Annotated in this window: 14 protein-coding genes and 3 tRNA genes; 12 read left to right on the top strand and 5 right to left on the bottom strand. The window is 39.5% G+C overall.

Going from position 1 to position 12242, the window contains the following annotated elements:
- The first annotated feature begins 240 nt into the window (after positions 1-240).
- The 12 genes from rpsP (at position 241) to radC (ending at position 8058) form a co-directional block, all read left to right on the top strand.
- Positions 241-513, top strand: a complete 273-nt coding sequence (rpsP, locus tag AC4HAJ_RS08505; protein ID WP_491079723.1) for a 30S ribosomal protein S16 — start codon at positions 241-243, stop codon at positions 511-513.
- An 11-nt stretch (positions 514-524) separates the two neighbouring features.
- Positions 525-764, top strand: a complete 240-nt coding sequence (locus AC4HAJ_RS08500; RefSeq protein ID WP_491079722.1) for a KH domain-containing protein — start codon at positions 525-527, stop codon at positions 762-764.
- Between the two features lie 84 nt (positions 765-848).
- A tRNA-Gln gene (locus AC4HAJ_RS08495) sits at positions 849-920 on the top strand.
- Positions 921-937: 17 nt separating this feature from the next.
- A tRNA-Leu gene (locus tag AC4HAJ_RS08490) sits at positions 938-1021 on the top strand.
- A gap of 17 nt (positions 1022-1038) precedes the next feature.
- Positions 1039-1112 (top strand) — tRNA-Arg (locus AC4HAJ_RS08485).
- A gap of 158 nt (positions 1113-1270) precedes the next feature.
- On the top strand, positions 1271-1792 hold the full coding sequence (rimM, locus tag AC4HAJ_RS08480) for a ribosome maturation factor RimM (RefSeq protein ID WP_491079721.1): 522 nt from the start codon (positions 1271-1273) through the stop codon (positions 1790-1792).
- A complete protein-coding gene (trmD, locus tag AC4HAJ_RS08475) occupies positions 1782-2501 on the top strand; it encodes a tRNA (guanosine(37)-N1)-methyltransferase TrmD (protein ID WP_491079727.1) in 720 nt (239 codons plus the stop codon). The genes rimM and trmD overlap by 11 nt, the downstream gene beginning before the upstream one ends.
- A gap of 11 nt (positions 2502-2512) precedes the next feature.
- Complete coding sequence (locus tag AC4HAJ_RS08470; RefSeq protein WP_491079720.1) at positions 2513-3511, top strand: NAD(P)/FAD-dependent oxidoreductase; 999 nt, start codon at positions 2513-2515, stop codon at positions 3509-3511.
- Positions 3512-3629: 118 nt separating this feature from the next.
- Positions 3630-4373, top strand: coding sequence for a DeoR/GlpR family DNA-binding transcription regulator (locus tag AC4HAJ_RS08465; protein WP_491079726.1), 744 nt, complete (start codon positions 3630-3632; stop codon positions 4371-4373).
- Positions 4370-5281, top strand: a complete 912-nt coding sequence (gene pfkB / locus AC4HAJ_RS08460) for a 1-phosphofructokinase (protein WP_491079719.1) — start codon at positions 4370-4372, stop codon at positions 5279-5281. The genes AC4HAJ_RS08465 and pfkB overlap by 4 nt, the downstream gene beginning before the upstream one ends.
- Positions 5278-7281 carry a PTS fructose transporter subunit IIABC gene (locus tag AC4HAJ_RS08455; protein WP_491079718.1) on the top strand — a complete coding sequence of 668 codons (2004 nt, stop codon included), beginning with the start codon at positions 5278-5280 and terminating at the stop codon, positions 7279-7281. Before pfkB ends, AC4HAJ_RS08455 begins: the two co-directional genes overlap by 4 nt.
- A 93-nt stretch (positions 7282-7374) precedes the next feature.
- Positions 7375-8058, top strand: coding sequence for a RadC family protein (gene radC / locus AC4HAJ_RS08450; protein ID WP_491079717.1), 684 nt, complete (start codon positions 7375-7377; stop codon positions 8056-8058).
- Here the strand turns inward: radC and AC4HAJ_RS08445 are convergent.
- The 5 genes from AC4HAJ_RS08445 to AC4HAJ_RS08425 form a co-directional block, all read right to left on the bottom strand.
- A complete protein-coding gene (locus AC4HAJ_RS08445; protein WP_491079716.1) occupies positions 8055-8750 on the bottom strand; it encodes a gamma-glutamyl-gamma-aminobutyrate hydrolase family protein in 696 nt (231 codons plus the stop codon). The two genes, radC and AC4HAJ_RS08445, sit on opposite strands and share 4 nt — an antisense overlap.
- A gap of 28 nt (positions 8751-8778) precedes the next feature.
- Positions 8779-9414, bottom strand: coding sequence for a redox-sensing transcriptional repressor Rex (locus tag AC4HAJ_RS08440; protein ID WP_491079725.1), 636 nt, complete (start codon positions 9412-9414; stop codon positions 8779-8781).
- A 105-nt stretch (positions 9415-9519) separates the two neighbouring features.
- The gene (locus AC4HAJ_RS08435) at positions 9520-9873 is read right to left on the bottom strand and encodes a DUF1831 domain-containing protein (protein ID WP_491079715.1); all 354 of its coding nucleotides are present in this window, start codon (positions 9871-9873) and stop codon (positions 9520-9522) included.
- Between the two features lie 2 nt (positions 9874-9875).
- Entirely contained in the window at positions 9876-10991 is a 1116-nt protein-coding gene (locus AC4HAJ_RS08430; RefSeq protein WP_491079724.1) for a cysteine desulfurase family protein, read from the bottom strand.
- A 2-nt stretch (positions 10992-10993) separates the two neighbouring features.
- Positions 10994-11962 (bottom strand): ribose-phosphate diphosphokinase, encoded by a 969-nt coding sequence (locus AC4HAJ_RS08425; protein ID WP_491079714.1) that lies wholly within the window; start codon positions 11960-11962, stop codon positions 10994-10996.
- Positions 11963-12242 lie beyond the last annotated feature (280 nt).

The raw sequence follows: 12242 nt of genomic DNA, 5'->3' as shown, positions 1-12242 counted from the left end.
CTTTGATGACTAGGTATTTCTTTGACTCTATCATAGTTAGTTCTATTTTCCTCATCTTTCTAGTTTACCAGACGGGACATTTTCACATTCGACCTAGCTAAGACATTATCATTTTCGAATGATAAAAATAAAATGGTGTCAAGAAAAAAACTTGACACCATTTTATTTTATGGTATACTAGTCAAAGTAGAGGGCTTAGTTAAGTTCTCGATCAATAATCTACAGAAAAGAGAATTAAAAATGGCAGTAAAAATCCGTTTGACTCGTATGGGGTCTAAGAAAAAACCGTTTTATCGTATCAATGTAGCAGATTCACGTGCACCACGTGATGGTCGTTTTATCGAAACAGTTGGAACTTATAATCCTTTGGTGGCTGAAAATCAAGTTACTCTTAAGGAGGAGCGTGTTCTTGACTGGTTGTCAAAAGGTGCCCAACCTTCAGATACTGTTCGTAATATTCTTTCACGTGAAGGAATTATGAAAAAATTCCACGATTCTAAATACTCAAAATAATCACTTAGCTTATGGATACCATTGAAAATCTTATTATCGCAATTGTTAAACCCTTGATTACTAAACCTGATGAGTTCACAGTCAAGGTCTCAGAAGGTTCTGGTTTTATGGAGTATCATCTCGATTTAGCTTCAGAGGATATCGGCCGTGTAATTGGCAAAAAGGGGCGGACGATTATGGCGATAAGATCGATTGTTTACTCGGTTCCAGTTGAAACTAAGAAAGTTAGAATTATAATTGATGAGAAGTAGCGGTTTATACTGTTACTTTTTATTTGTAAAAATAAAAAATGGCATTGACAGGAATTGGTAATTACCGTATAATAATTTCTGCATTGGGGTATAGCCAAGCGGTAAGGCAAGGGACTTTGACTCCCTCATGCGTTGGTTCGAATCCAGCTACCCCAGTTTTTGTTTTATACCGTGCCGGCGTGGCGGAATTGGCAGACGCGCTGGACTCAAAATCCAGTGTCCTCACGGACGTGCCGGTTCGACCCCGGCCGCCGGTATAAGTAGATAATTACCAGCACCCTTAGCTCAACTGGATAGAGTACCTGACTACGAATCAGGCGGTTAGAGGTTCGACTCCTCTAGGGTGCATATTATTGGTCAAAAGCCCACTGGGGGCTTTTTATTATTATCTTTTATCTGATTTTATTGATGTCAATAGCTATGATATGAAGAATTTTCGACTAGGCAGGAGATCTTCATAGTGGTAAAATAGTGGAGAATGAATTTATAAACTAAAGGAAAAATCTATGGAATATTATAACGTAGGTAAGATTGTTAATACACAGGGTCTTCAGGGCGAAATGCGTGTCTTATCAGTTACTGATTTTGCAGATGAACGATTTAAAAAAGGTGTGATTTTATCATTGTTTGATCCTAAGGATCGTTTTGTGCAAGATGTTGAAATAGCTAGTCATCGTCAGTATAAAAATTTTGATATTATTAAGTTCAAAGGGATGTATCATATCAATGCGATTGAAAAATACAAGGGCTATATGCTTAAAGTGTCAGAGGATCATTTGACAGATTTAGAGGAAGGTGAGTTTTATTATCATGAAATTATAGGTCTAGAGGTTTATGAAGACGATCGATACATTGGTGTGATTAAAGAAATTCTCCAGCCCGGTGCTAATGATGTTTGGGTTGTGCGGCGTCAAGGGAAACGTGATCTCTTATTGCCTTATATTCCCTCTGTGATTCTTGATATCGATGTAGATGGTAAGCGTGTAGATGTCAATATCTTAGAAGGATTAGATGACGATGAAGATTGATATTTTGACGCTTTTTCCAGATATGTTTGCGCCATTGGAGCATTCTATCGTAGGAAAGGCTCAGGAAAAAGGATTATTGGAAGTCCATTATCATAATTTTCGTAACTATGCTGAAAAGTCCCGTCATGTCGATGATGAACCCTATGGTGGTGGGCAAGGGATGCTACTGAGGGCGCAGCCAATTTTTGATACAATGGATCAGATTGAAGCTGTTAATCCTCGGGTGATTCTTCTAGATCCTGCTGGGCGTCGATTTGATCAGACTTATGCTGAAGAGCTAGCCCAAGAAGACGAGCTCATTTTTATTTGTGGTCATTATGAAGGTTATGATGAGCGGATTAAGACACTAGTAACAGATGAAATTTCCCTAGGTGATTTCGTATTGACTGGTGGTGAGCTAGCTGCTATGAGTATTGTAGATGCTACTGTTCGTTTAATACCAGATGTCTTAGGTAAGCAGGCCAGTCATCAAGATGATAGTTTTTCATCTGGTTTGCTAGAATTTCCTCAGTATACGAGGCCCTATGATTTTCGAGGCATGAAGGTTCCAGATGTTTTAATGAGTGGTCATCACGATAATATTCGTCAGTGGCGTATAGAGCAGAGTTTGAGAAAAACGTTAGAACGTCGCCCAGACCTTTTAGAAACTTATGAGATGTCGCCAGAGGAAAAAAGGATTTTTCAATCTATTAAGGATGAAATTGATTAAGGGAGGAAACAATGTCTGAACACGACATAAGAGATATTACTATTATTGGTGGCGGACCAGTTGGACTATTTGCCGCTTTCTATGCTGGTTTACGTGGCATGAGTGTGGCTATCATTGAGTCACTTTCTGAACTCGGTGGTCAGCCAGCTATTCTCTACCCTGAAAAAGTCATTTATGATATTCCAGCTATTCCAGCTGTAACAGGTGCTCAATTAACGGAGCAGTTAATTCAGCAGTTAGATCGCTTTAAAGATAGGACGACTATTTATCTTAAGGAAGAAGTAGAAACTTTTGAAAAGGTTGATGGTATTTTCCATATCACAACTAATAAAGCTAAGCATTATAGCCGTGCTATTGTTATTGCCTGTGGAAATGGGGCTTTTAATCCACGCCAGCTAGGGCTAGAGGGGGAGAAAGACTATGCAGATCACAATCTGTTCTACAATGTCTGCAATTTAGAGCAGTTCGCTGATCAAAATGTTGTGATTTGTGGTGGTGGTGATTCGGCAGTTGACTGGGCTCTACATTTAGAGACTATTGCTAGGAGTGTCACCTTGGTACATCGGCGTGATGCCTTTCGTGCCCATGAGCATAGCGTTGAGCAGCTTAAGGGATCTTCGGTTAAGGTGCTGACACCTTTTGTGCCAGTTGAGCTTAGGGGAGATGACGGTAGAGTTGTCGGCATGACTGTCCAAAAGGTCAAGTCAGACGAGGTTATTGATCTTAGTCTGGATACTCTGATTGTTAGCTTTGGATTTTCGACTAATAATAAAAATTTAAAAAATTGGGGGATCGATTATAAACGCTCCAGCATCTCTGTTTCTCCTGTATTTGAGACCAGTCAAGACGGTGTCTATGCTATTGGTGATGCGGCTGACTATGCTGGTAAAGTTGAATTGATCGCTACTGGCTTTGGTGAAGCTCCGACAGCGATCAATCATGCGATTAATTATATTTATCCTGATAGAAATAACCGGTCCGTGCATTCTACCTCATTGATCAAGGAGTGATAGGAACGTCAGATTTAAAAAATCTGACGTTTTTTGGTGGAATATGAATGAAAACGGTTGACATGTGATTAAAATAGCCTATAATAGAGAATGTAAACGATTGCAAGGGGGTGTCGATATTCTAAAATCTGAGCGCAAAAAGATTATTGTTTCAAAGATTCAATCCGAAGATTTTGTGACACTTGAGAGTTTAGTAGAGATACTTGATACCTCAGAATCTACTGTTCGAAGGGACTTAGATGAGCTTGAAGCTGAACATCAGTTGCGCCGTGTGCACGGAGGGGCTGAAAAATTACATAGTTTACAAGAAGAACTGACCAATCAGCAAAAAGCGATCAAAAACGTTCACGAAAAGAAGCGTATCGCTAAAGAAGCTGCTAGTCTTATTGAAACTGGTGAGGTTATCTTTATAGAAGCTGGTACAACTAATGGATTGTTGGTCAATGAGATCAACCGTCAAGATATTACGGTTGTTACAAATTCTCCCCAGCATGCTATTAGTTTGGCGAGTAAGAGTATTCCGACTATCATTATTGGTGGCAATGTCAAAGAAACAACTGATGCAAATATCGGTCCCATTGCTGTTAATCAGATTAGCCAGCTTAATTTTGATAAGGCTTTTCTTGGGACAAACGGCATTGATGAAGACTATCTGACAACTCCGGATATTTTTGAAGCTAGTATCAAGCAAGCCATTATAACTAGTAGTAAAGCTACCTATGTTCTCACTGATAGCACAAAGTTGGATCAAATTTCTTTTGCCAAGTTTGCTAAAGTGAACGAGGTGACTTTGATAGTGGATCGTTCGCCCCAGTCACTTGTATATACGTTGAAAGAGAAAACGGAGGTGGTAGAAGTATGATTTATACAGTAACCCTTAATCCTTCGATTGACTATATCGTTCGTCTAGAAAAAGTTAATATTGGAAGTGTTAACCGCATGGACAGTGATGATAAGTTTGCGGGAGGAAAAGGTATCAATGTTAGCCGTATTCTTAAACGATGCGGCATTGATAATACGGCGACTGGATTTATCGGTGGTTTTACGGGTAAATTTGTTGAGGAAGGCTTAGTAGCTGAAGATATTCAAACACGCTTTGTGACTGTTGATCAGGATACACGCATCAATGTGAAGATTAAAGCAGATGATGAAACTGAGATCAATGGTCAGGGGCCTCAGATTACAGATGCACAATTAAGAGAATTAGAAGCTGTGTTTGATCAACTGGGGTCTGAGGATACTGTTGTTTTTGCTGGATCAGCGCCCAGTAACTTAGGCAATCAGATCTATAATCGTCTGATTCCGCTAGTTCGTGAGACAGGGGCTCAAGTAGTGTGTGATTTTGAGGGACAGACTCTCTTAGATTCTCTTAATTTCCAACCACTTTTGGTCAAGCCTAATAATCATGAACTTGAGGCAATTTTTAATGTCAAGTTAGATGGTTTGGCGGATGTTGAAAAGTATGCGCGTGAGATACTTGCCAAGGGTGCCCAAAATGTCATCATCTCTATGGCTGGAGACGGTGCACTCTTAGTTACACCGGATGCTGCCTACTTTGCTAAGCCTATCAAAGGGCAGGTGAAAAATTCTGTTGGGGCTGGTGATTCGATGGTTGCTGGTTTTACTGGTGAATTTATTAAGTCAGCAGATCCAGTGGAAGCACTCAAATGGGGGGTTGCCTGCGGTACAGCAACTGCCTTTTCGGATGATTTAGCAAGTATTGAGTTTATTAAGGATACATATCAAAAAGTAGAGGTAGAAAAACTATGAAAATTCAAGATGTCCTAAACAAAGAGGTCATGCTTCTTGATTTGCAAGCGACTACCAAGGAAGCAGCTATCGATGAGATGATTGCTAGCTTGGTAGATAAGGGTGTTGTGACAGATTTTGATGTTTTTAAAAAAGGTATCATGGATCGTGAAGCCCAAACATCAACAGGCCTTGGGGATGGTATTGCCATGCCTCACAGTAAGAATAAAGCTGTGACGGAAGCAACGGTGCTTTTTGCTAAGTCTAGTAAAGGTGTTGATTATGAAGCATTGGATGGTCAACCAACAGATTTATTCTTTATGATTGCAGCACCAGATGGTGCTAATGATACGCATTTAGCAGCTCTTGCTGAGTTGTCCAAGTATTTGATGAAGCCTGGATTCGCAGATAGTTTGCGCAAGGTGACCAGTCCTGATCAAGTGATTGCAACTTTTGATGCAGAGGAAGAAAAAAATGAAGCGCAAGCAGCGCAAAAAGCTGCAGCACAGCAAGAAGCAGTCAATTCAGATAAACCGCTTATCGTTGCTGTTACGGCATGTACAACAGGAATTGCCCACACTTACATGGCTGAAGAAGCTCTCATCAAACAAGGTGAGGAAATGGGCGTCACCGTTCGTGTTGAAACAAATGGTGCTTCTGGTGTTGGTAATGCATTGACAGCAGATGAGATTGCAAAAGCACAGGGTGTTATCATTGCTGCGGATAAAGCTGTTGAGACTTCTCGTTTTGATGGTAAACAGTTGATTTCTAAACCGGTTGCTGCTGGTATTCGTGAGCCAGAAGTGCTCATTCAAAATATCTTAGATGGTAAGGGTGAAACTTTCCATGCAACGGATGCAGCTGCGTCAAGCTCTGCTGAGGAATCAAAAGGTCTGGGCAGTGCTTTCTATAAACACCTCATGAGTGGTGTTTCACAAATGCTGCCATTCGTTATCGGTGGTGGTATCATGATTGCCCTTTCATTCCTTATTGACCAAGGAATGGGTGTACCAAAATCTCAACTTAGCCACTTGGGTAATTATCATTTGATTGCAGCGCTTTTCAATCAAATTGGTAATGCAGCTTTTGATTTTATGCTACCTATCCTTGCTGGTTATATCGCTTACTCCATTGCTGAGAAACCTGGCTTGATTGCCGGTTTTGTAGCTGGTAGTATGGCTAAAATAGGATTGGATTACAGCCACATTGTCCATTATGATAAATTTGCTTCAATTACTTCGGAAAACAAACTTACAGAAGCAGTTAATAAAATCGTTTCTGGACAAGTACCTTCAGGATTTCTTGGAGCCTTGGTTGGTGGTTTTCTAGCTGGTGGTGTTGTTCTTCTTCTAAGGAAGTATATAAAAGTTCCACGTTCACTTGATGGTATTAAATCTATTCTTTTATTACCATTACTTGGTGTTGCTATTACTGGTTTCTTGATGCTCTTGGTGAATATCCCAATGGGCGCTATCAATACAGCCTTGAACGACTTCCTCCAAGGATTGTCTGGTGCGTCAGCTATCTTACTTGGTTTGGTTGTTGGTGGTATGATGGCCATCGATATGGGTGGACCGTTCAATAAGGCTGCTTATATCTTTGGTACAGGTACACTGGCTGAAACAGTAGCAAGCGGTGGTTCTGTGGCTATGGCAGCAGTAATGGCTGGTGGTATGGTACCGCCATTGGCTGTCTTTGTGGCTACTCGCTTATTCCCTGCTAAGTTTACACAAGAAGAACGTGATTCAGGTTTGACTAATATTGTTATGGGCTTATCATTTATCACAGAAGGCGCTATTCCATTTGGTGCTGCTGACCCAGTTCGTGCTATTCCTAGCTTTATGGCTGGTTCAGCTCTTACAGGTGCCTTAGTTGGTCTATCAGGCATTAAGTTGATGGCTCCACACGGTGGTGTATTCGTTGTTGCTCTAACGACTAACTGGTGGCTCTATCTTGTCTATGTCGCTATTGGTGCTATTGTATCTGGTATACTCTTTGGAGTGTTACGTAAGGCAAAATAATTTAAGAAATAAATAGTAGAAATGGTTAGAAATTTTTATTTCTAACCATTTTTTTGATTTTATTTTACGAATATATAGATGGAGGATATTATTATGTATACTATTGGAATTTCAAATGATGCCTTAAAGCCCAGAGAGCGTTTAATGGCTCAAGGGGCAGAAGAACTCAGTCATCAGGAACTATTAGCGATTATATTACGTACTGGGACAAAAAAAGAGCCAGTCTTATCTTTAGCTAATCATATTATTAGTCAGATGGATAGCTTGGCTGATTTTCGTCAACTCTCTTTAAAAGAGTTGCAAAAGCTTGATGGTATAGGACCTGTGAAAGCTATAGAAATCAAGGCGATATTAGAATTTTCAAGACGTGTCAACAATGCAGTGCCTGAAAAGCGTGAGCGTATCCTTTCTAGCAGTCAATTGGCCAAAAAAATGATTGAGGAGTTGAGAGATAAAAGGCAGGAACATTTAGTTGCTCTTTATTTAGATACCCAGAATCGTTTGCTCAAGCAGCAAACGATCTTTATTGGCAGTGTTCGTCACTCTATTGCTGAGCCACGTGAAATTCTTCATCATGCTTGTAAGTTGATGGCGACTTCACTGATTGTTGTCCACAATCATCCTTCGGGGCAGCCACGTCCTAGTCATCATGATATTGATTTTACCGAAAAAATAAAACGATGCTGTGACGACTTAGGAGTAGATTTCCTAGATCACATCATCGTTGGTAGTAAAAGTTATTATAGCTTTCGAGAAAGGAGTGACTTGATTCTTTAGAGCTCGTTAACAAAATAATCAAAGAGCTGTTGATCTGCAGAGCGATGATTTAAAAGTAATTCAGGATGCCACTGAACTCCCATGAAATGGATGTCTGGATTATTGGATTGAACAGCCTCTATTGTTTTATCATCAGGATCCATAGCTATCACATCTAAAAATGGTGATAATTCTTTGATACTTTGATGATGAAAAGAATTTATTTCTGTGGTTTTTCCATAAAATTCCGCTAGTTTTGAGTCCTCTTTGACAGACATACGATGGTAGAGGTAGTCACTAGGTTCATCTTGCCAATGATTTTCAATCGCCTGGTTGAGACTTCCCCCCAGTGCCACATTCATCAGCTGAGTACCACGACATACTGAAAAAATAGGTTTTTCTTGCCGGATTGCCTCATCAATGATAGCAAATTCAAAGATGTCCCGTTTTCGTAAAAAGTCATCATCACTTGCAGTATTTTCTTCATGATAGAAGTCTGGGTCAATGTTTTGACCTCCGATTAAAAGAATTTTATCTACCTTTTCGACATAATCTTTAGCCTCTTGGGGGGGTCCTATAGGAATAAGCAGAGGAAGTCCACCTGCACGTTGTACACCCTGGATGAATCCTGTTGGTGCATAACTCCACATAATACCTGTATTGGGATTGGGTCTTTCATTTGTTGTAATACCAATAATTGGTTTAGGGGCCATAGATATCCTCCTTTAAATGTTTTTTCTATTAATCCTGATTCATAAAATAGAGTAGAGTTTGTAATTCACTGGTTAAATCGACATACTGGACAAAGACACCTTTAGGTAGATCTAAATTGACAGGTGAGAAACTCAAGATCCCCTTGATACCAGCTTCTACTAGCTGTTCAGATACTTCTTGAGCCTTGATGCTAGGTACTGTTAGGATAGCTGTTTGGCAGTCTGAATTTGCCAGTTTTTCCTTAAGGCTTGAGATGCCATAAATAGGAATATCATCAGTAGTTTTAGTTCCTACCAGCTCATTATCATCTGTATCAAACGCCATGATGATTTTCATTTTATTGCGCTCATGGAAGCGATAGTGAAGAAGTGCTCTTCCCATATTGCCACAACCTACTAGAGCAACATTGGTAATAGAATGATCATGGAGAATATCTGCAAAGAAGTTCATCAATTTTTTGACATCATAGCCGAAACCTCTACGACCGAGCTCACCAAAATATGAGAAATCTCTACGTACGGTAGCTGAGTCAACACCAATTGCTTCAGCAATTTGTTTAGAACTTGCTTTTTCAATATTTTCTGCGTTAAAGCGCTTAAAAATTCTATAGTAGAGTGAAAGTCGTTTTGCTGTCGCTTTAGGGATGGATTTGTCAATGGCCATATGATCAACTCCTAATTTCATTTAAAATTCAACTAGATTATAAACTAAGTTTGTGAAAACTGCAACAAATTAACTAATATAAAAAACCTATAAATAATATAGGTTTTAGCTATCAACTCTTTCTTTTGTAAAAATATCGCGTTCTACGAGACTGTCCATTAGAAAATAAAATTTATCTTGGATAATGTTCAGCTTGTTATTTTTAAAAATATTGACTTGACGTAGCCCTGACTGGTCTGTAATGATTAATTTAAAGGAAGTGAGGTCTTTATTGACCGTGAGCTTCAAAGGAAAGCCATTACCAGAATTAGGAATTTCTTCGAGAAGTCTATTCAGTTCATAGTGACCAAGCTTGTTTTGTTCAAAAGTAGTATCAATTAACGTATACTTTCGGACATTACTTGTAAGGGTGTAACGATATAGGCAATCATCAAGGTGGATAGTTTTTTCAAAAGCCATTGTTAAGAAAGTATCTCCTTTAATTTAGTAGTGAGTTGTTCAACATCTTGTGGCAGGGTTTGATCTGAGAAGCTGATTCGAATGGATTCATGAAGTCTATCTGAATCATTACCATAGTAAGCAGCAAGTACATGACTAGGATCAACAGTGCCGGCTGTGCATGCTGATCCTGTTGAGACAGCTATCCCAGATAGATCCAGCTGGGTTAGAAGGAGGCCATTATTGCTAGATGGAAAACCAATATTGACAACATAGGGTAGCATATTATCTGTTCCATTGAGGTAGTAGTCCATATTAGCTAGGTTGGATAAGAGTTGTTCTCTTAAATTACTGACATGTTGGTAGTGGTTAGTCATATCTTGATAGGCTTCTGTCATAGCTTGAGCCATACCAGCTATCCCTACCATATTTTCTGTGCTTGCTCGTCTTTTATCTTCTTGCTCACCACCATGTAGGAGAGAATCCATATGTAGAGGGTGAGCATAGAGGAATCCAACTCCTTTAGGTCCATGAAATTTATGAGCAGAAGCAGATAAGAGATCAATCCCTAGCTTTTCTGGATAAATAGCTATTTTCCCTATGACTTGAACGGCATCAACATGAAAGACAGCTTGATGGTCAGCCAATAATTCTCCAAATTCTTGAATCGGAAGGAGATCACCTGTTTCATTGTTAGCAAACATGGTACTAACGAGAATGGTATCGTCTCTCAAAGCTTCTTTGAGGCTGTCTGTAGTGATTTTATTTTGGTCATTTGGCTGGAGATAAGTCACCTCAAAACCAAAACGGCTTTCAAGGTATTCCATGATGTTGAGAACAGAATGATGCTCAATAGCTGTTGTGATAAGATGCTTTCCCTTATTTTGATTAGCAAGAGCATAGCCTTGTATAGCGGTATTGTTAGCTTCTGTACCGCCCGATGTGAAGATAATATTTCTAGGCTGAGTTTCGAGAAGTTCAGCAATAGTCTGTCGATTGTCTCGGAGTAAGTGACTGGCTGTACGTCCATAATTATGGATACTTGAAGGATTTCCAAAATTATTGGTCATTACATTGGTCATGGTTTCGATAACACCAAGGGTTAAGGGAGTTGTGGCAGCATTATCGAGATAAATCATCATTAATTGTCCTCACTATCTGCAGTATAAGTAAAGAGTGGGCTGAGCGGTTTGTGATTATGGATGCGTGTAATAGCATCTCCAATGAGTGAGCTAGCTGAGAGATAGGTTACATTGCTACAGATATTTTCTTTCGTTGCGACTGAGTCTGTGACAAGAATCTCTTTAATAGGAGCAGTTTCTAAGATATCAGATGCACCGCCTGCAAATAGACCGTGACTGGCGACAGCATAGATGCTTGAGGCTCCCTCACGTTCAACAATTTTAGCAGCTTCGGCTAAGGTTTTACCGGTATTTAAAATGTCATCAATCAAAATAGCTTTTTTACCGGTTACTTCACCAATGATATAGCCCTCTTCACGGTGCATATCATCTTGATCGTAGTCGATAATAGCGATAGGAGCATCTAAATATTCAGCTAAACTGCGTGCCCGCTTGATGCCTGAATTTTTGGGGCTTACCACCACAACATTTGAACCTGTTAGCCCCATATTAATATAGTGTTCAGCAAAAAGAGGAACAGTAAAGAGGTTGTCTACAGGGATATCGAAAAAGCCTTGCACCTGAACAGCATGAAGGTCGAGAGTCAAAATTCTATCAGCTCCTGCCTTGACGAGCATGTTGGCAACTAATTTAGCTGTGATAGGTTCACGATGCTGGGCAATTCTATCTTGGCGAGCGTAACCAAAATAAGGCAAGATGATATTGACAGAATTGGCACTAGCTCGCTTACAAGCGTCTATCATAATCAAGAGTTCCCAAAGATTGTCATTGACAGGATAGTTTGTAGATTGAATGACATATATATCATAACCACGAACACTCTCTTCAATGTTAATCATAATTTCACCATCGGAAAATTGCTTGGAAGATACCTTGCTGAGTGGGATACCTGTGGCCTGAGAAATTTTCTCGGCAATTGCAGTATTTGATGTCAATGAAAATAATTTTGGGGTGCTTGTTGCTACCATAACAGTGTACTGTGCTCCTTATCTTTAAAACCTATGTGAAATGCTTTGTCCCTTATCCTGACGAAAGTTATAGGTAATCTTCATTAATATTTTCCTTTTTATTATAACAAAAAAAGTTGAAAAAATCAGCTTGGTAGGTGGATTTATCCCTGTTCTTATCATTCGAAAATGATAATGTCTTAGCTAGGTCGAATGTGAAAATGTCCCGTCTGGTAAACTAGAAAGATGAGGAAAATAGAACTAACTATGATAGAGTCAAAGAAATACCTAGTCATCAAAG

This window comes from Streptococcus sp. ALY_211, from assembly GCF_058314555.1.
The sequence above is the reverse complement of the archived record's forward strand: the minus strand, read 5'-3'. Positions and strand labels throughout refer to the sequence as shown.

Bases quoted from the DNA above. Each gene is read 5' to 3' on its own strand.
- rpsP (WP_491079723.1), top strand. From the start codon at position 241: ATGGCAGTAAAAATCCGTTTGACTCGTATGGGGTCTAAGAAAAAACCG.
- AC4HAJ_RS08500 (WP_491079722.1), top strand. From the start codon at position 525: ATGGATACCATTGAAAATCTTATTATCGCAATTGTTAAACCCTTGATT.
- rimM (WP_491079721.1), top strand. From the start codon at position 1,271: ATGGAATATTATAACGTAGGTAAGATTGTTAATACACAGGGTCTTCAG.
- trmD (WP_491079727.1), top strand. From the start codon at position 1,782: ATGAAGATTGATATTTTGACGCTTTTTCCAGATATGTTTGCGCCATTG.
- AC4HAJ_RS08470 (WP_491079720.1), top strand. From the start codon at position 2,513: ATGTCTGAACACGACATAAGAGATATTACTATTATTGGTGGCGGACCA.
- pfkB (WP_491079719.1), top strand. From the start codon at position 4,370: ATGATTTATACAGTAACCCTTAATCCTTCGATTGACTATATCGTTCGT.
- AC4HAJ_RS08455 (WP_491079718.1), top strand. From the start codon at position 5,278: ATGAAAATTCAAGATGTCCTAAACAAAGAGGTCATGCTTCTTGATTTG.
- radC (WP_491079717.1), top strand. From the start codon at position 7,375: ATGTATACTATTGGAATTTCAAATGATGCCTTAAAGCCCAGAGAGCGT.
- AC4HAJ_RS08445 (WP_491079716.1), bottom strand. From the start codon at position 8,750: ATGGCCCCTAAACCAATTATTGGTATTACAACAAATGAAAGACCCAAT.
- AC4HAJ_RS08440 (WP_491079725.1), bottom strand. From the start codon at position 9,414: ATGGCCATTGACAAATCCATCCCTAAAGCGACAGCAAAACGACTTTCA.
- AC4HAJ_RS08435 (WP_491079715.1), bottom strand. From the start codon at position 9,873: ATGGCTTTTGAAAAAACTATCCACCTTGATGATTGCCTATATCGTTAC.
- AC4HAJ_RS08430 (WP_491079724.1), bottom strand. From the start codon at position 10,991: ATGATTTATCTCGATAATGCTGCCACAACTCCCTTAACCCTTGGTGTT.
- AC4HAJ_RS08425 (WP_491079714.1), bottom strand. From the start codon at position 11,962: ATGGTAGCAACAAGCACCCCAAAATTATTTTCATTGACATCAAATACT.